This is a genomic window from Cutibacterium porci (assembly GCF_009696315.1).
Classification (GTDB): Bacteria; Actinomycetota; Actinomycetes; order Propionibacteriales; family Propionibacteriaceae; genus Cutibacterium; species Cutibacterium porci.
The window spans coordinates 421466-439961 of the sequence record NZ_VUMG01000002.1 but is presented as its reverse complement, the minus strand read 5'-3'; the positions used below and the strand labels follow the sequence as shown (position 1 = coordinate 439961).

Genomic DNA, 18496 nt, shown 5'->3' with positions numbered 1-18496 from the left:
ATGAAGAATCCCCACCTGGCAAAGCGGTACTGGAAGAATGTCACAACTCCCATGGGCAGTTCCGATGAACTTGTGCATAGCTACGACGACTCCATTGATCTCAGCTTAGGAGATCCCGATGTCACTACGGATTTCCGAATCATCGACGCGGCTTTCCGTGATGCGCGCAATGGGGCGACTCACTACACCGATCATGCCGGTGAGGTTCCACTGCGCCAGGCCATTATCGACATGTATACCGAGGACTACAGCCACACTCGCAGCCTTACAGAATGCATGATCACGACCAGTGGATGTCACGCGATGTGGCTTGTTCTGGAGGCGATTCTGGATGACGGCGACGAGGTAATTGTCAACGAGCCGTATTTTACGCCGTATATTCAGCAGATCGGACTCGCTCGTGGTGTTCCAGTTGTTGTGGCAGCCCGTGAAGAGGATGACTGGCAGATTGTTCCTGAACGTATCGAAAGAGCGATCACTGAGCGTACAAAAGCGATCATTATTAATACGCCAGGGAATCCGACAGGTGTCTGTTATACGCGCCAGACGATGGAGGCAATAGCGCGTATCGCCGTCGACCATGACCTTCTCGTCATCGCCGATGATATTTACACGGCATACTCCTATTCTGCGCCGTTCATACCGATGATGACTCTGCCCAATATGGCCGAGCGGACCGTAACGATTAGCTCATTTAGCAAGGACTACGCGATGACTGGTTGGCGTATTGGTTACATCGTGGCACCCGATTACATCATCCAGACGTGCAAAGACATTAACGAAAATAATGTGTTCACAGCTCCTTCGGTGTCTCAGCGCGCCGCTTTCCACGCGCTTCGGCTTCGCAACGAGATCCAGCCGTCACTTGTCGCTGAGTATCGTGCCCGCAGCGAGCATTGTTATGAACGGGTCTGCGAAACCCCTCATATGTCGACGTCGGGTCCCCGCGGGGCGATCTACCTATGGGTCAACATTTCAGAGACTGGCCTATCTGACGTCGAGGTAGCGGCTCGGATCTTCAGGGAAGCTCACGTTTTGACGCTGCCCGGCACTGCGTTCGGGCCACATTGCGGAAACTACCTGCGACTAGCCGTATGCGTCGGCATCGGACAGATTACGGAAGCGTTTAACCGCATCCAGCAGATGACGATTTTCTCGGCGTGAGAATGGCAAGCGGTCGTTGTGTGTCGCGGAGCCCGCATAGACTGAGCCAGTCATGCCTGATTCACGACTGAAAGGTGAACTTCCCGGAGGGGGAGTCGTCGCCTTCGACACTGACCTTCCGATAGCGGCGCACGCCGACGAGATTGCCGACCTCATCAATGACCACCAGGTCGTCGTGGTGGCAGGTGAAACCGGTTCGGGAAAGACGACCCAACTCCCTAAAATCTGTCTGGCTTTAGGGCGCCGTCACATCGCCCACACCCAGCCACGTCGGATCGCCGCACGTAGCGTCGCAGAACGAGTTGCCGAGGAAATGGGCGTCGAGTTAGGGGAACAGGTCGGGTATCAGGTGCGCTTTACCCGCCGTGCTACGGCTAGTACAGCTCTTACCGTCATGACTGACGGCGTGCTCCTTGCTGAAATCTCCCATGATCGCGACCTGCGCGCCCACGACACCATCATTATCGACGAGGCTCACGAGCGCAGTCTCAATATCGACTTCCTGCTGGGGTACCTCAAGCAGTTACTGCCGCGACGCCCCGACCTCAAAGTCATCATCACGTCGGCCACGATTGACACTGCCAGGTTTGCCGCTCACTTCGATGATGCGCCAGTTATCGAGGTCTCGGGGCGTACCTACCCGGTTGAGGTGCGTTATCGCCCATTGGACCCTTCCGAGCAGGTCCGTGCCGTCGACGATGACGACGTCGACGACGAATTCCCCGATTCTTCCGTGCCCTCCGTTGTAACGGGCCCGAACGACGAGGTGGTCGACCAAGTTACTGGTATCTGTCGGGCAGTTCAGGAGCTGTGCGGTGAGGGTACTGGAGACATTCTTGTGTTCCTGGCCGGTGAGCAAGAAATCCGCGAGACTGCCGATGCTCTAGCTGACCTCAACTTCTCGAATACCGAAGTTTTGCCGCTCTTTGCGCGGCTATCGGCCGCAGAGCAGCATCGGGTTTTCACCCCTCACTCCGGGAGACGCATCGTGCTGGCAACCAATGTCGCTGAGACCTCCCTGACCGTGCCTGGTATCCGCTACGTCATTGATCCTGGAACTGCCCGTATCTCGCGATACTCGGTGCGCACCAAAGTCCAACGCTTGCCGATTGAGCCTATTTCTCAAGCTAGCGCAAACCAGAGAGCCGGACGATGTGGACGCGTGGCACCGGGAATTTGCATCAGGCTTTACTCCCAAACCAATTTTGAGTCACGTCCCAAATTCACTGAGCCGGAGATCCTGCGCACGAACCTGGCTGCCGTCATCCTCCAGATGGCGGAAGCCAGGCTCGGTGCGATCACAGATTTTCCATTCGTTGAAGCCCCGGATCGATCCCAGATCAATGATGGAATCCGCCTTCTTGACGAGCTTGGAGCTCTCAAGCCAGGACACCGTGACTCGCCGCGTCTGACAAAGATCGGTCACCAGCTAGCTCGGGTCCCGCTAGACCCGAGGCTAGGCCGTATGCTTCTTGAAGGAGCGAAACAGGGCAGTCTGGCTGAAGTTCTCGTTATCGTCGCGGCTTTATCAATTCGCGATGTCCGGGAGCGTCCCGCCGAAAAACGTGAGGAGGCTGACAGCTTTCATCGGCGTTTCGCCACCGAAACCAACCTGTTACAGACACTCCGTGCGGCTGATAGCGCCGACAATAATCGGGTAGGGGATTGGTCTCAGGTTCGTCAACATCATGGTCATGACGAAAATGTCGATGCCGCTGGACCGGGAAGTCCAGCACGCTATACCCCGCATACCAATTCCCGTCGGGATAAGGCTCCCGTACCTCCCCAAGCGGGTGGAATCGACGACGGTGGTGACATCATGTCCATCCACCGGCTATGGCGGTATCTGCGTCACCAGCGCCGACGGATGGGATCCTCCGCTTTTCGACGCATGTGTCGGGCGGAGTACATCAACTACCTAAGGGTGCGTGAGTGGGACGATTTGCATGGCCAACTCCGCCACATCGCCAAGGAGTTACACCTGGAGGTCAACCGGGCTCCTGCCCCGACTGATCGGGTCCTTGTCGCGTTGCTGTCGGGACTACTCTCCCATATTGGGCTGGCTCGGGTTCGACAGTCGCCTCGCCAGCGTGGCCAGCGTCATGGACCGCAAGAATACCTTGGTGCCCGTGGCACAACATTCGCTATTAATCCAGGGTCGCTATTAGCGCGTAAGTCGCCTGAACTCGTTGTGGCTGTTGAATTGGTTGAGACATCTCGATTGTGGGCCAGGACAGTCGCAGCCATTCAGGCTGAATGGGTAGAGGAGGTTGCGGGCCCTCTCATCAAGCGTTCGTGGACGGCTCCGCATTGGGCAGCGTCAACAGCATCAGTTGTCGCTACTGAGCGTGGCACACTTTTTGGAGTGCCATTGTGGGCCGATCGTCGAGTCAACTATGGCCGCATTGATCCGGTGGTGTCTCGGCAGATATTCATTCGGTCGGCCCTGGTAGATCGGGACTGGCGGTCACCGCACGGATTCCTCAAGCATAATGATCGGGTCCGTGACGAGGCTGCGGATCTTGAGGAGCGCAGCCGCAGGCGCGGACTAGTAGCCGATGACGATGCCATTGTTGCCTTTTATGACCGTCGGATCCCCGACGGGATCGTTTCTGGCTCACATTTTGACGCGTGGTGGCGTCGAGTACGCGATCGTCACCAACTCGATTTATCGATCGAAGATCTCGTTGATTCCGACTCTGTGGACGCTGACGCTTTTCCTGATCGCTGGAGGGTTGGAAGCCTCGATTTACCGGTGCGATACGTTTTTGACCCGGGTTCCGGGCACGACGGCGTCACCGTCACGATTCCACTGGCGCTACTCAACCAGGTTCCTACAGCGCCATTTAGTTGGCAGGTGCCGGGGCTGCGTACCGAATTAGCGACGGAACTTATTCGCGCTCTCCCTAAACGCATTCGCACCCAGTTAGTTCCCGCCCCCGATCGTGCCAGAGAGGCGCTGACGTGGCTGGAGGACCACGACGCCGACCGTCAAGCGCCTTTTACTGAAGAACTTGGGCGTGCACTCAGAGCTCTCACCGGCATCATCGTCGATTCTAAGGATTGGAATACCGCTGCCATTCCGGCACATCTTCGCGTCGGTTTCGACATTGTTGATGGCGAAGGAGCTCCCGCCAGTAAAAAGTCCAGAAAGAATGGCAAGGGGGCGCAGACATCTCGCCCGACACATATCGCTCGTTCCGAAGACCTGGATGCTTTGCAAACCGATCTAGCCTCGAAGGTCTCTGCGTCCTTAACAAAGGCTGCAGGCCGACCTCAGATTCACGGTGCGAAGGAGTGGATCTTCGATTCGATTGCGGAGCGGATTGACCTGTCACGCAAAGGCGCTAACGCCGTCGGCTATCCCTGCCTGGTTGATGAGGGAGATTCCGTCGGTACGACTGTCCTCGATACCGCTCGTGCTCAGCAGACCAGTCACGCTGCGGGCGTCGTCAGATTGCTCGTCCTCAACCTTCCTGATCCGACGAAGTGGGTCGTCGCACATATGGACAACGCCACCAAACTTGCCCTGGCCGCGTCTCCGTATCCCAGCGTCCCGGACCTACTGGCAGATGCCCGACACAAGGCAGTGGCTTCGGTGGCGCACGAGAAGGCCGGGGACCTCTCGGGGATTCGCAGTAGGACGCCTTCGACGATCTTTCCCTGGCCGTCCGCCAGGACCAGGCTGATCGGATGGCTCGCGTCGTGCGTACTGCTGGCAATGTGCTTACGCGCCTCGTTGAGGCTCGTCAAGCTTTGGCAACCGTCTCAGATCCGACGATCCGAGACGACATTAGTGCCCAGATCGACGACCTCATTTTTGAAAACTTCATTTCGGCCACACCGGACCCCTGGTATGACGACATGCCGCGTTGGATCCATGGGGTGAGTGTGCGTATCGAGTCTTTAACGACTAATCCTTCTCGTGATCCCCGTCAGATGGCTGAGCTTGAGCCTCTCTTGGCTGACTATGACGTGCTATGTGAGAAACAACCGGCCGGGAAACTCCCCGCAGAGGTCGAGGAAATCGGATTCATGCTGGAGGAGCTGCGTATCCAGTATTTTGCGCAGAAACTCGGTACTCGCGTCAGCGTATCGCCCAAGCGGATACGTTCGGCAATAGCTAAGCTTTCCTGACGTCGCTGAGGAGCGGAGTTCACTCGTCGTGCGTTCATCCGAGCTGCAGAGTACCTCTGTCGCCTCGCTGAAATTCGCTATGGCGGGTCGTCAATGGCACAGTAGTATAAGTGCCATCGACGACTGCTGAACTGCTTGACCTGCTTGATCTTGAGGACCTCGATCTCGACCTATTCCGAGGCCGACAACCTCATACGACGTGGCAGCGGACTTTCGGTGGGCAGGTACTAGCTCAGGCTTTAGTTGCCAGTGCTCGCACAACTCCTGAGCGCACGGCCCATTCCATGCATGCGCTGTTTCTTCACGCTGGACGCACTGACCTGCCCATGATCTTCGACGTCGAGCGAATTCGTGACGGTCGAACCTTTAGTACCCGCCGGGTCAACGCTCGACAATACGGTCGAACGATCTTCACCGCAGAGGTGTCATTCAAAAACCGCGAGGACGGTCCGGAGCATTCTGATCCGATGCCCGATTATCTTCCGGGGCCGGAGAACTGCCCAACTCTAGCCCAGGCCCTTGAGCAGATGCTCGGGCGACCGACGCCGACTGTCAAAGAATGGGATGCGCTCGATGTGCGGCTAGCTAGTAGCGGCCCGCAACGACCTGACCCCAACCATGCCACACACTTGAGCCTGTGGGTCCGCACCACCGCGAGCCTTCCCGATGACCGCGTCGTACAGCGCGCAATTCTCGCGTACATTTCCGATATCAGTCTTATGGCCGGTGCCGTCATGCCCCATTTGGGGTCGGTGCCACCGGGTATGGTCGTCAACCCCGCATCGTTGGATCACGCCATGTGGTTCCACCGCACAGCTGAAGCGGACCGCTGGATGCTCTACGACCAGGTGTCTCCGAGCGCGTCGGGTCTGCTCGGTTTCTCTATGGGGCGTTTGATGCAGGATGGCAAGCTCATCGCGTCTTGCTGTCAAGAAGGGGTCATGAGGCTCGTTGACGCGAAGGATCTCGACGCCTCGGTGACGTTTCCACTTGGCCGCAGCGAGTGATCTGGCGATGGCTCCGGACGAATCTGGAGCCATCGCCAGATGATCAGGCCGCCATCATGGCGATATTGCGCTGACGCATGGCGGCCAAGGCGGCACGCTCAATTTGGCGCACCCGCTCGGCGGTAATTCCCCACACCTTGCCGATGTCAGCGAGCTTGGCTTGGCGTCCATCGACGAGTCCATAGCGACGACGCACAACGTCGGCTGAGCGCTCGTCGAGGTCGTCAAGGAGTCCTTCAAGCCGGCTGCGGTCCTCGGCGTCGAGAACGATATCGTCCGGCCCCGGAGCAGTTTCGCGGGCAATGAGGTCGCCCAGGCTGGTATCGCCGTCATCCTCCACAGGAGCGTCGAGAGAGACGTGGTCTCGTCCGAAACGCATGAGCTCGATAACACGGTCCTCCGTGATCTCTAGCTCGTCGGCGATCTCGGCGGTCTCGGGCTCGCGGCCCAGCTGACGTTCGAGGTTGCGGCGGGCAGCTGAGACCTGGTTCACCTGTTCGGCGACATGTACGGGGAGGCGAACGATGCGGCCCTGCTGAGCGATGCCTCGGCTAATAGCCTGACGCACCCACCAGGTGGCGTATGTTGAGAACTTGAATCCTTTGGCGTAGTCGAATTTTTCGACGGCGCGGATGAGGCCGGTATTGCCCTCCTGAACAAGGTCGAGCAGCGGCATCTGAGAACGACCGTACTTGCGGGCCACCGATACGACCAGACGCAGGTTGGCGCGCACGAAGTGAGCCATGGCCTCGTCTCCGTCGACTGCGATCTGGTGCAGTTCCTCAACCGTGGCGTCCGAGGTGGTCTCGGCGTGGCCTTCGAGAATGGCGCGTGCAAATACACCCGCTTCGATCCGTCGAGCTAACGCAACCTCCTCTGCGGCATTGAGCAGAGGTGTGCGGGCGATTCCATCTAAGTAGAGGCCGACCGCGTCCTTTCCATCAATGCCATCGGTGGTACGAACCCGGGACTTGGTGTCCATGTGCTTCGCCTTTCTCCGTCGGACTGGCTGATACCTATATCAACGTCACAGAGGGTCGAATGTCATCCTTGACCGGCCGATGAGTGTCTGCGGTCGTGGCTGACATCAGAGGATCAGACCGCGGTCGTACCTGTGCGCTCGACGTCCCCGACCTGTGGCAAGACGGGGGTGTTTGTGTCAACGGACGGATGATGCCACAATAAATGCAGGGCCTTGACGCCTCCCGGGCGTTTTATGCCCTTGGGTTCCGTGGTTAGTGATGCGCTGACCGGTTCGGACCCATTTTGGAGGGGACAGCACTGAAGGACTGGTCAGTCCTTGGAGAGGATACCCGTGTCGACCACCACGTCCAGCACTGAAAACATCGCTGCCGACGAGGAGGCGAAGACAGCCACCACGAGGAAGAGCACACGTTCCACCTCTGCCAAGGCCGGTACAACAGGTCGGGCCAAGAAGACCACCACAAAAACGAGCAAATCGTCGACTAAGAAGTCCACTGGTGCGGCTAAGACGTCCACGGTTAAATCTTCTCGAGCCAAGGCTACGACGAAGGCCTCTGGCACGAAGGCAGAGTCCACTAAGACAGCGGTGAAATCGTCGGGTGCGACGTCTACCGGGACGGCATCGTCTGGTCGCGTCACAAAGTCGACGACGAAGAAACGGACCTCCAAGGCGAAGAAGGAAACGACTATCGCCCAAGCGGCATCCGGTGAGGTCGATGTGACGGTGGAGCGCGATGGCGACGACGTTGTGCTCACTATTGGTGGCAAGAAGCGCTCCCTTGATGACGTCGACGAGCGTGACTATGACCCGGCCGAGGCCGCTAAGGACGAGCAGCAGATCAACAAGGAGACCGAGGCGTTTTCCTTGTCTGATAACGACGATGCCGACGAGCCCGAGCAAACCGTTATGGTTGCCGGTGCTACTGCTGATCCTGTCAAGGATTACCTCAAGCAGATCGGCAAAGTCGCTCTGTTGAATGCCGTCGAGGAGGTTGACCTCGCTAAACGTATTGAGGCCGGCCTATTCGCGGGTGAGCAATTGGCCGATCCGGACGCCAAAATCGCGGAGGAAGACCGCGAGGATTACGAGTGGATTGCCGAGGACGGCAAGGTAGCAAAGAATCATCTCCTGGAGGCTAACCTCCGGCTGGTCGTCTCCTTGGCTAAGCGTTACACCGGTCGCGGCATGCTCTTCCTTGACCTGATCCAGGAGGGCAACCTTGGCCTCATCCGTGCCGTCGAGAAGTTCGACTACACCAAAGGCTACAAATTCTCCACGTACGCGACGTGGTGGATCAAGCAGGCTATTACCCGTGCTATGGCCGATCAGGCTCGCACTATTCGTATTCCCGTGCACATGGTCGAGGTCATTAACAAGCTGGCTCGTGTGCAACGGCAGATGCTCCAGGATCTGGGTCGCGAGCCCACCCCGGAGGAGCTGGCAAACGAGCTCGATATGACCGCCGAGAAGGTCATTGAGGTGCAGAAATATGGCCGTGAGCCGATTTCCTTGCATACTCCGTTGGGTGAGGACGGCGACTCTGAGTTTGGCGATCTTATTGAGGACTCCGAGGCGATCGTCCCGGCGGATGCCGTTAACTTCACCCTGCTTCAGGAACAACTGCACGATGTTCTTGATACCTTGTCTGAGCGCGAGGCTGGCGTCGTTTCAATGCGATTCGGCCTGACTGACGGGCAGCCGAAGACCCTCGACGAGATCGGCAAGGTTTACGGTGTCACGAGGGAACGCATCCGTCAGATCGAATCCAAGACGATGTCGAAATTGCGTCACCCAAGCCGCTCTCAGGTGCTGCGCGACTACCTTGATTGAGGATCCACAAGTTCAGTGATGAGGGGGTGCCCACCTGGGCGCCCCCTCATTCCTACGTTGTTGAGAGGCTACCTGTCCACGTCATCGAGGAAATGGTGAACCGTGATCTCGGCGGGATTGAACCCTTGAGGAAGGCCATTGACACTAACGACGGCCTTTGTCCCAGGTCGCAGATCGAATGCCGAGACGTCGGGTCGTACACCAGGCCACGGCGTCAGAACTCGGACAAAGTAGGCGAAGGTTGTCGCCGCGACCGTCACTGTGGCCGTCGTTGGTCCTATCGCGTCTACCGTGACGTCGAGACTCGTCTCGGGCAAGGTGAGGTCGCCGATGCGCGTCAGAAAGAGCCGGTTAGCGGGCAGATCTGATCCTTCGACCCAGACGTAGTGGCTGGCATCGACGGGGACGTCAGTGCGCGGTACTGACCACACCAGTTGGGACGTTGATCCAGGCACGGTTACCTCAACGTGATACGTCTGGTCAACGGTGCCGTCGAATCCCTCAATCGTGACCGTCACGGTATCGGTAACGCGAGTGGGCCGCGCATTGGAGACCCATAACTCCAGTGAATCATCGGTCAGGCGCAGAGCGGCCAATGCCGGCGTAAAGGCGCGGGCGGCGGCGTAGTAGCCCGGCTTGGCACCAAGGTCGTGGTCAAGCAGGGACCATGTCATCCCTGGCCAGGGTTCATTAAGCTGCCATATTAGGGTGCCGGCGCAGTGGGGCCAGCGGCGTCGATAATGCTCAATACCGAATTTGAGTCCCTCTGCCTGGAGCACTTGGCTATAGGTGACATACGACTGAAGCGACGTCGGTTTGCCTATCTCGTATTCAATGAGGGCCATACCTTTCGCCCTTGGGGTGTCCTTATTGCGGGCAACGAGGACGGGATCGTCAAGGCTGAGGTGATCTGCTCCGAGCCATCGCCGGAGTGTGGGCAGGTCAGCGCTGGCGTGTATGCCGAACTCGCTAATGAATCGACCGGTGTCGTGTCGGTAGCGGTGAAAGTGCATGGCTTCGGCGGGACTGGAGTAATTCTCGTGCGTCCCGGCTCCGACGTCGGCACCATGCCACACCTCCCAGGCATGACGATCACCGGCTCTGGTGCCGTTGACGCGAGGGTCGGTATCGGCGTCGGTGGCCGGACTATTGGGCCAATAGTCGACAGTAGGGCTGTTGCGGCGAACCGCCTGCGGCAAGATGCTGTCGAAGATCTCAGTCCCCCATGAGCCGGGGGCGAGGCTGTTCCATACTGCTTGATGCATCGCGTGTACCTCATTGCCTCCCGCCCACAGCGCCAGGCTCGGGTGATGTGCGAGACGGCGGGTTTCATAGTCAGCCTCGATACGGACCTCGGTCATGAATGCCTCATCGTCGCCGGGATAGTCGATGCAGGCATACATGAAGTCGTGCCACACGAGGATGCCGTACTCGTCGCAAGCTGTCATGAAAGCATCGGAGGCATAGATCCCTCCGCCCCAGACGCGCACCATCGTCATATTGGCATCGCGGCAGGCTCGCACGAGGTCGCGATCCTGCTGGGCAGTCACTGATCCCACGAGCATCGACTGTGGAACCAGGTTGGCGCCGCGCGCGAAGATGGGCAGTCCATTGAGGATGAACCGAAAATGACGGGCAGGCTGGCCGTCCTCAGGATCGTCGGGCGAATGGTCCACTGTAATTGTGCGGATACCTGCCATCCCGGAATCAGAAGCAATGATGTTGGCATCCTCGTCACGCACCGTGACGTCGACCCGATACAGCGAAGGCTCACCGAGGTCATGGGTCCACCACAGGTGCGGATCATCCACCTGAAGTTCGACGATGGCCGAACCACTTCTCAGCCGAGCACGGCCACTGACCTGATCACCATCTGGCGACGTCAAAGTGGCAGTAACGTCAATGGGCGCGGGTCCGCTGTGATGGACGGTTGATACCACGACATTGACGTTGGCACAGTCGTCATTGATGGACATGGTGTCGACGCGATAGCTCACCTCGACGGGCGAACGGCGGGTTAATTCCGCCGAACCAGTCAGGCCGATAGATGGTACGCGGGGAGCAAAATCCCAGCCCCATGAAAACATGCCTTTGCGGCGCCTGGTCGCGGCCAGATTGAGACTAAGAATTCCAGCGCTGGATTCGGCGTCCATATCTTTGGGGGCGGCCGCATTGAGGACCTCGCTGACCGCATTCACCATTGCTCTGGTGGCTGGCGGCTCGGATAGGCCATCGAGTGGCGGCGCGAAGCGAATGAGTACCTCGGCTTCATCGGCGTCCAGAGGTGCGAGCGTGGCCTGGAAAGGTCGGTACTGACTGGCGTGACGACCGACATGGTGACCGTTGACCCATATGTCTGCGACGGTGTCGACGCCGGTCAAAGTCAAGATGAGTGGATCATCACCTGCGGGGATGGGCAGCGTCCCGCGATACCACCAGGCACGATCTTCGACCCATCGACAGTCCTTCTCATGATCTGCTGAGTATGGATGGTCGATGATCCCAGCTGCTATCAGACTCTCATGCACCCCGCCTGGCACCACTGCGTCAATCCATTCGGGCGCACCCCTGTCCAATTCGACAGGATCGGTGACACGTGGATCGCTGGAGGTGAGGTGGAATAGGGCACTCATGAGGTCTCCTGGGGCTAAGGCACATCTAAAACCTAGCACAGTTTAGTATTTGTGAATGGGAAGGATGAGTGCTCTGGGGTCTTCCTCTAGAGTTGTGGTCATGGCAGTGACGACGAAGAGCCTCTCCCGACGCGGACCGTACGCTAAGGGGGTTGCTCGACGGGCTGAGATTCTCGACGCCGCGTTGCGACTTTATGGCGAAAGCTCGGGGGAGAGGCCCACGCTCGCGGCTATCGCTGCCGACGTTGGTCTCACAGAGGCTGGCGTTCTTCACTACTTTGGGTCGATGAACGAATTGTTCGTAGCGATTCTTGAAGCGCGCGATGTCCATGCAGTCGATGATGGTGTGCTGAGCGACCCCGACCATGTGTGGGCATATCTGACAGAAACGACTCGTACTCCGGGCCTAACCAAGCTCTTTGTCGACATGAGCGTGGCTGCTTCCGATCCCCATCACCCGGCCCATGCCTTTATGGAGCGGCATCGTCAGAGGGTCCATGAAGTCGTCAAGACGGCACTTCAAATCGATGATGAGCAGGCGATCAGGTTGGCGGTTGCCGCGGCTGAGGGGTTACAGATGCGGTGGATCCAGAACCCGGACACCGATATTGTCGGTGACCTTGAGGCGTTGGCTCGGGTATTGACTACCCGTTCAGTTGTGAGTAAGGAAACGTTGCCCAAGGCTAGTGACGACTTGGAATCCCAGTGAGTTGCGTGCCTGGGAATCGAAGGCGTGATTGAGCATCGGTAACTGCACGTGATCGACCTCGACTCCATCCCGGCGGGCGGCATCGACGAATGTCCGCACACTGTGTGGTGGGACGAAGGTGTCGTTCTGTCCCTGAATCACCATTGTCGGTGGCGCCTGAGGAGTGATCCACGTTGAACTGTTAACGCTGCGATAACGATCTGGAAATTGCTGAGGTGTACCGCCGATATACATCTTTGCGGCATTGCCTGCTCCCAGCGTTGTGACCGACTCGACGGCACTGACGTCCACCGTCGGGTAGAGGGCAAGGACTGCTTGCGGCGTCCGCATTGGTCCGCAAGCACTCGTTAACTTGCCGCTGGCGGCACCGTAGGCAAGGTTAATGGCCATTCCACCGCCTGCGGAGTCTCCCATCATGGCCATGTGAGACGGGTCGCCACCGAGTTCTTTCACGTGGGTGACGCTCCAGGCCCAAGCGCACGCAATCTGTTGTGGGGCGACATTCCAGGTGGGGTGCCCTTGTGAGGCCAAGGTATATGAGGGGCGAATAACTAACCAGCCGTGGTCGGCGAACCACCGTAAAGTGGCTGGCATAGTGGCGTCGGTATTCCACCCTCCACCGTGGATGTCCACCAAAACATGCGCATGAGCGCTCTTGGGTCGATAAATCTGTGCAGTTTCGTCAGTACCAGATCCGTATCGGATTATCTCGTCGGGGCTGTCGGACATTGACGTGACAGCGATGGCAGAAAAAGCATTAATGCTTCCGCCAGCTCGATCGGTGACCCATGATGTTGTCGCAGTGGCGGCCATCGGGACGATGAGAGCCATCACCGACATGACGACAGTTACGGTTCGCAGCGCTCCCAGACTGAAAAAGCCAAGGAGAAGGGCAATAGCAATAATGACGAGGGCTGGTACGGCGAGCGAGCCTAGAAGCACAGAGGATACGAACGTGAATGCTGTGTGCGAAGGGAGGATTGCGGCTATTGACCATGCCAGTACAGGTAGGGCCAGCACCGAGCCGACGATGCCAGCAGCGATTCGTAGCCGAGGTGACGTCGTGTCTGCCATGCATCCACGGTACTCACGCCGAGGCGCCCGGTAGCACATGCTTTGTCGGACTGGATCGAAGCGAGCCTATGGTAGGCCGGTGACCGGTAGGATCATGTCATGGATACGTCAGTCAGCGTCGACACGTCGTCACGGCCGATGCACGACCCGGCTACCGCTCCTGGTCGTTTCGTCGTTAAAGATGCCCGTCACGAAGACCTTCCTGAGGCTGCGGCCGTCCAGGCAGTGTGCTTCCGAGAGATCGGTCAGGGGGTGATCCCTCATGACATCCTTACTGAGGTTACTGGGCCCGGAATCGTCCACACCACTATCGAGCAGTGGAACACCTTCATGGACGGAGGCGCAATCTTCAAGATACTTGTTGATCGCCTAGATATGAGGACTGTGGGAGTCGCCATGGCCCGAGTTTCCACGAGTCCAGATGCTCCTACGCCGTGGGAGATCGCAACCCTTCACGTGCTGCCAGAGGCGCGTACCTGTGGAGCGTCCGACGATCTCCTTGATGCATGCATCGGGCGTCGACCAGCTTATGTATGGGTTTTTGCCGATAACGCTCGTGCCATCTCTTTTTACCAGCGCCATGGGTTCCGCATCGACGACACCGATGGTGCCGTCGATGATTCCCTCGGAGGGGTGGAGCTGCAACGGTTAATTCGTGAGGACGCGATCGAGTCACAATGATGCGGCTCGGGTTGCGGCTAGCGGCTGATCAGCGGCCTTTGCGGCCGTCGGTGTGCCAGCATGTTTTCGCGCTGGCCTCACCGACGACCGCCCTCACAACCGGGATGACAGCTTGGTGGTGTCATCCTGAATATGCAGGGCAACCTGCTTGAGTTTATCCTCGTGGGCCCGGGCATGGTGCGCGCAGAAGAGGAGCTCGCCACCGTTTCGCAGCGTGATACGCACATAGGCTTGTGCGCCGCAACGATCACAACGGTCCGCAGTAGTGAGGGTTTGGTGTTCGATCGTAGTGGTGCTCATGACAACCTCCTCCATCTGAATCATCGGGTCACCGTATGAGACAACCTACGTTATCGTCGGATTGTTCCCACCTGTATCAAAAGATGGATGGCTGGGGGCGAGCATGGTGACACGATTCTTTGTCGTCGGCTGTCGATAGGCTGTCGCCGTGACCATGGACAATATCTCGACGCCATCAGCTGGTTCCTCGGACACGGTGAGCGGCAAGGGCGCTACGCTGCGTACAGCGTCGACGAGCCGGGAATACGGCGCCAAGAATTTGCTGGTGTTGGAGGGGCTCGAGGCGGTACGTAAGCGTCCTGCTATGTACATTGGGTCGACCGATACCCGTGGTCTTATGCACTGCCTCTGGGAGATCTTCGATAACGGTGTCGATGAGGCGCTTGCTGGTTATGGACACCGCATCACCGTTACTTTAGAAAAGGCCGGGTCGATTCTCGTTACTGATGAGGGCCGTGGTATTCCTGTCGATATTGAGCCGCGTACCGGGCTTAGCGGTGTCGAGGTGGTGTACACCAAGCTGCACGCTGGCGGAAAGTTCGGCGGTGGAGCGTACAACGTCTCGGGCGGTCTGCACGGTGTCGGTGCCTCGGTTGTCAACGCTGTCTCGGCACGCCTAGACGTCGAGGTAGATCGTAAGTCCACGGTGTGGGGGATGAGCTTTCGGCGTGGCGTTCCTGGGATCTTCGATGGGGAGGGCCCTGACGCCCCCTTCACTGCCGAATCGGGGGTACGCAAGATAGGTAAGGCTAAGCGCGGCGCTACCGGCACACGTGTTCGGTACTGGCCCGATCGTCAGATCTTTCTTCCTGATGCCACGCTGTCGTGGTCCAAGCTTGCCGACCGTGCCCGTCAGACGGCTTTCCTCGTCCCAGGTTTGGAGATTGTTATTACTGACGAGAGGGGCGTTCAAACCGATCCGGAGACCGCAGATGTGCTGGAGACAGTCTCGGAGACGATGCGTTTCGACGGTGGCATCTCCGAATTCGCGGAATATCTTGCCACTGACGAGCCCGTCAACGACGTCATGAGATTGCAGGGGGAGGCGTCATTTACGGAGACTGTTCCGATGCTTGACGAGAACGGTGGCATGACGCCGACCGACGTCGACCGGGACCTCCGGGTTGACATTGCCTTGCGCTGGGGCACCGGTTACGACACTACTGTGCGGTCCTTCGTCAACATCATCGCTACTCCTAAAGGCGGCACTCACGTCCAAGGATTCGAGCAAGGCCTACTGCGGGCGTTCAACGCTGGATTGGAGGGGACGCGCATCCTCAAATCCTCTGAGGAAATCGTCAAGGATGACGTTCTTGAGGGGCTGACAGCCGTGGTGACGGTGAGTCTGGCAGAGCCACAATTTGAGGGGCAGACCAAGGAAGTCTTGGGTACCCCGCCGGTTCGGCGCCTCGTGGCGCGTATCGTCGAAGAGAAGATGACTGCGCTCCTCACCTCGGCTAAAGCGGCTGACAAATTGGTGGCTCGCACTCTCATGGAGAAAGTCGTCAATGCCTCTCGGACCCGTGTGGCTGCCCGGGCACACAAGGAAAACCAGCGTCGTAAGAACGCTCTGGAGTCCTCTCACTTACCGCCCAAACTCAAGGATTGTCGGTCCTCCGATCCGGACGTCACCGAGCTGTTCATCGTCGAGGGCGATTCTGCCCTTGGAACGGCGAATGTGGCCCGTAATTCCGAGCACCAGGCTCTCCTGCCGATCCGCGGCAAAATTCTCAATGTGCAGAAGGCCGATTTAGGTGCCATGCTTAAAAATGTCGAGTGCGCTTCGATTATCCAGGTTGTTGGCGCTGGGTCAGGTAAGACCTTTGACGTTGATCAGGCCCGTTATGGAAAAGTCATTTTTATGGCCGATGCTGATTCCGACGGTGCCCACATTCGCTGTCTGTTAGCCACCCTTTTCTTCCGGTATATGCGCCCGATGGTGGAGGCCGGACGGGTGTTCTCGGCGGTCCCGCCGTTGCATCGATTTGAACTCATCAATCCTAAACGGGGCATGGAGAAGTACCTTTACACCTACACCGATGCCGAGTACCAGCGCACGGCCGCCCAGCTCACAAAGAAAGGAGTGCGGTTTAAAGAGCCACAGCGGTACAAGGGCCTTGGCGAGATGGATGCGTCTCAGCTCAAAGAGACCACCATGGACCCGCGCCACCGCACTTTACGTCGTATCACCGTTGATGATGCTGCGGAGGCTGAAACCACTTTCGAGATTCTCATGGGCAATGAGGTCGCGCCGCGTAAGCAATTCATTGTCGAGGGGGCTTACCGTCTTGACGCTGAACAGATCGACGCCTGAAATGAGCTTTCGATAATTCGCGGCGCTGCCCAGGACCGGGGTGAGATGGGCGTACTGAGTGTCTAGGCCTTACCTGAATTGTTAAGTGCACAAGTGTTCGCTCCTACAAGGTGTGTATGAAAAATTACACTGAACCTGTGTAGTGACAGAATGCATTCCACTGAGGTTCTCTGTGAGATGACATGGCAGAGATGTCATGGCCCTGAGTGGATAGGAACTGGCATGGCGTATCAGATACGACAATCCGAACGTAACGACACGGAAAACGCGTCCGGGGGATCCTCCGCGAGGAGGTCGCAACGATGATCTGGTTCCACTTGGCCGTGGCGATCATCTTTATTATTCTCGGATCGCGCCTTGGCGGGGTCGGCGTCGGACTCGCGGGCGGGGCGGGATGTCTCGTCCTCGCCGCTACTGGTTTGCACACGAAGATGGCTGAGGATATTCCCTGGACAGTTATCGGCATCATCATGACCGTGATCTGTGCCATAGCTGCCCTCCAACTTGCGGGTGGCATGGACTATCTCGTGCATCTGACCGAGGTCATGTTGCGTAGGCATCCCAACCAGATCAACTACCTTGCGCCGCTGGCGACTTTCCTCCTTTCCCTGCTGTGTGGCACGGGACATACCGCCTATTCAGTGCTTCCTGTCATTGTGGAGGTAGCTAAAGAGCATAAAATTCGGCCGTCAAGACCGCTTTCTATCGCTGTCGTGGCGTCCCAAGTCGCGGTCGCGTCCTCGCCGATCTCGGCAGCGACCTTGGCCTTGGTTGGAGTCCTAGAACCGTTAGGAGTGGGCTACCTCAAAATCCTCGCGGTGACGATTCCGACGACCTTCATCGGGTGTGCCGTTGGTGCAGTCGTGGCATCGCGTCAAGGCAAGGACCTCGTCGATGATCCGATCTATCAGGAACGCGAGGCCAAGGGTCTGGTGAGTCACAACGCTGCTATCAGCGATTCCAGCTGGAAACCGAAGAAGGCGGCCATCCCTAGCCTCATTGCCTTCCTTGTCGCCCTGATCGCGGTGGTCAGTTACGCTGCCGGCTCCTCAGAAGAGATCGGTGTGCTCACTCAGCCGCCTATGACGTCGTCGGCGGCGATCATGCTCATTATGTTGGCGACGGCGATGATCGTCTGCGTGATATCACGTGAGGACGTCAAACAACTCACTACCCAGGCGACTTTTCGGGCCGGGATGTCTGCAGCAATGTGCATCTTAGGGCTGGCATGGCTGGGCAATATGTTCGTCAATAACTATATGGATGTTCTCACTCACGCTGGGGCTTCAATCCTTCACTCGGCTCCGTGGTTCCTCTCGGTGATCCTGTACCTTGCTGCACCACTGATGTTCTCCCACGCTGCGACGACCGTCGCCTTCATGCCAGTGGTGGCCAAGATTGGCCTTTCCCCAGTGGTAATGCTGGCCTGCTATCCAGCCGTGGCCAACTACTACTTGTTGCCGAACTACCCCACCACGGTTGCAGCTATGGAGATGGATGACACCGGATCAACACGAGTCGGACGCGTCGTTTTTGACCACCCCTTCGTCCTTCCTGGCACGATATCTATTGCGGTGACCATCCTGTTAGGGGCTGTCTGGGCCCCGATCGTACTGGGATGATTCGAGGGTCGAATGCATGTGGCCTGACCTCGGTAGACTC

At 58.1% G+C, this 18496-nt stretch carries 11 protein-coding genes and 1 pseudogene; 8 read left to right on the top strand and 4 right to left on the bottom strand.

Annotation, left to right across the window (positions count from 1 at the left end; all coding sequences use genetic code 11):
* From FYJ43_RS05990 to FYJ43_RS05980, 3 genes and pseudogenes are all read left to right on the top strand, one after another.
* On the top strand, positions 1-1164 hold the full coding sequence (locus FYJ43_RS05990; protein WP_154562891.1) for an aminotransferase class I/II-fold pyridoxal phosphate-dependent enzyme: 1164 nt from the start codon (positions 1-3) through the stop codon (positions 1162-1164).
* Positions 1165-1216: 52 nt separating this feature from the next.
* A pseudogene (gene hrpA / locus FYJ43_RS05985) lies at positions 1217-5301 on the top strand (ATP-dependent RNA helicase HrpA).
* Between the two features lie 110 nt (positions 5302-5411).
* Complete coding sequence (locus FYJ43_RS05980) at positions 5412-6308, top strand: acyl-CoA thioesterase (RefSeq protein ID WP_326833385.1); 897 nt, start codon at positions 5412-5414, stop codon at positions 6306-6308.
* A 43-nt stretch (positions 6309-6351) separates the two neighbouring features.
* On the opposite strand, the gene FYJ43_RS05975 is transcribed toward FYJ43_RS05980, so the two are convergent.
* A complete protein-coding gene (locus FYJ43_RS05975; RefSeq protein WP_154562889.1) occupies positions 6352-7290 on the bottom strand; it encodes a sigma-70 family RNA polymerase sigma factor in 939 nt (312 codons plus the stop codon).
* A 318-nt stretch (positions 7291-7608) separates the two neighbouring features.
* On the opposite strand from FYJ43_RS05975, the gene FYJ43_RS05970 reads away from it, so the two are divergent.
* Complete coding sequence (locus tag FYJ43_RS05970) at positions 7609-9123, top strand: RNA polymerase sigma factor (protein ID WP_154562887.1); 1515 nt, start codon at positions 7609-7611, stop codon at positions 9121-9123.
* Between the two features lie 68 nt (positions 9124-9191).
* Here the strand turns inward: FYJ43_RS05970 and FYJ43_RS05965 are convergent, their stop codons facing one another.
* Positions 9192-11756 (bottom strand): glycoside hydrolase family 2 protein, encoded by a 2565-nt coding sequence (locus tag FYJ43_RS05965; RefSeq protein ID WP_154562886.1) that lies wholly within the window; start codon positions 11754-11756, stop codon positions 9192-9194.
* A gap of 100 nt (positions 11757-11856) precedes the next feature.
* On the opposite strand from FYJ43_RS05965, the gene FYJ43_RS05960 reads away from it, so the two are divergent.
* Entirely contained in the window at positions 11857-12465 is a 609-nt protein-coding gene (locus FYJ43_RS05960) for a TetR/AcrR family transcriptional regulator (RefSeq protein WP_154562884.1), read from the top strand.
* Here the strand turns inward: FYJ43_RS05960 and FYJ43_RS05955 are convergent.
* Complete coding sequence (locus tag FYJ43_RS05955; RefSeq protein WP_229771635.1) at positions 12409-13578, bottom strand: alpha/beta hydrolase; 1170 nt, start codon at positions 13576-13578, stop codon at positions 12409-12411. The genes FYJ43_RS05960 and FYJ43_RS05955 overlap by 57 nt on opposite strands.
* A 60-nt stretch (positions 13579-13638) precedes the next feature.
* On the opposite strand from FYJ43_RS05955, the gene FYJ43_RS05950 reads away from it, so the two are divergent.
* On the top strand, positions 13639-14220 hold the full coding sequence (locus FYJ43_RS05950) for a GNAT family N-acetyltransferase (protein ID WP_154562880.1): 582 nt from the start codon (positions 13639-13641) through the stop codon (positions 14218-14220).
* Positions 14221-14313: 93 nt separating this feature from the next.
* On the opposite strand, the gene FYJ43_RS05945 is transcribed toward FYJ43_RS05950, so the two are convergent.
* A complete protein-coding gene (locus FYJ43_RS05945) occupies positions 14314-14544 on the bottom strand; it encodes a DUF7455 domain-containing protein (RefSeq protein ID WP_154562878.1) in 231 nt (76 codons plus the stop codon).
* Between the two features lie 130 nt (positions 14545-14674).
* Between FYJ43_RS05945 and FYJ43_RS05940 the strand changes: the two genes are divergently transcribed.
* On the top strand, positions 14675-16834 hold the full coding sequence (locus FYJ43_RS05940; RefSeq protein ID WP_154563433.1) for a DNA gyrase/topoisomerase IV subunit B: 2160 nt from the start codon (positions 14675-14677) through the stop codon (positions 16832-16834).
* Positions 16835-17136: 302 nt separating this feature from the next.
* Positions 17137-18456 (top strand): anaerobic C4-dicarboxylate transporter family protein, encoded by a 1320-nt coding sequence (locus tag FYJ43_RS05935; protein WP_154562876.1) that lies wholly within the window; start codon positions 17137-17139, stop codon positions 18454-18456.
* Positions 18457-18496: the final 40 nt, after the last annotated feature.

Bases quoted from the DNA above. Each gene is read 5' to 3' on its own strand.
- FYJ43_RS05990 (WP_154562891.1), top strand. From the start codon at position 1: ATGAAGAATCCCCACCTGGCAAAGCGGTACTGGAAGAATGTCACAACT.
- FYJ43_RS05975 (WP_154562889.1), bottom strand. From the start codon at position 7,290: ATGGACACCAAGTCCCGGGTTCGTACCACCGATGGCATTGATGGAAAG.
- FYJ43_RS05965 (WP_154562886.1), bottom strand. From the start codon at position 11,756: ATGAGTGCCCTATTCCACCTCACCTCCAGCGATCCACGTGTCACCGAT.
- FYJ43_RS05960 (WP_154562884.1), top strand. From the start codon at position 11,857: ATGGCAGTGACGACGAAGAGCCTCTCCCGACGCGGACCGTACGCTAAG.
- FYJ43_RS05955 (WP_229771635.1), bottom strand. From the start codon at position 13,578: ATGTGCTACCGGGCGCCTCGGCGTGAGTACCGTGGATGCATGGCAGAC.
- FYJ43_RS05950 (WP_154562880.1), top strand. From the start codon at position 13,639: ATGGATACGTCAGTCAGCGTCGACACGTCGTCACGGCCGATGCACGAC.
- FYJ43_RS05945 (WP_154562878.1), bottom strand. From the start codon at position 14,544: ATGATTCAGATGGAGGAGGTTGTCATGAGCACCACTACGATCGAACAC.
- FYJ43_RS05940 (WP_154563433.1), top strand. From the start codon at position 14,675: ATGGACAATATCTCGACGCCATCAGCTGGTTCCTCGGACACGGTGAGC.
- FYJ43_RS05935 (WP_154562876.1), top strand. From the start codon at position 17,137: ATGATCTGGTTCCACTTGGCCGTGGCGATCATCTTTATTATTCTCGGA.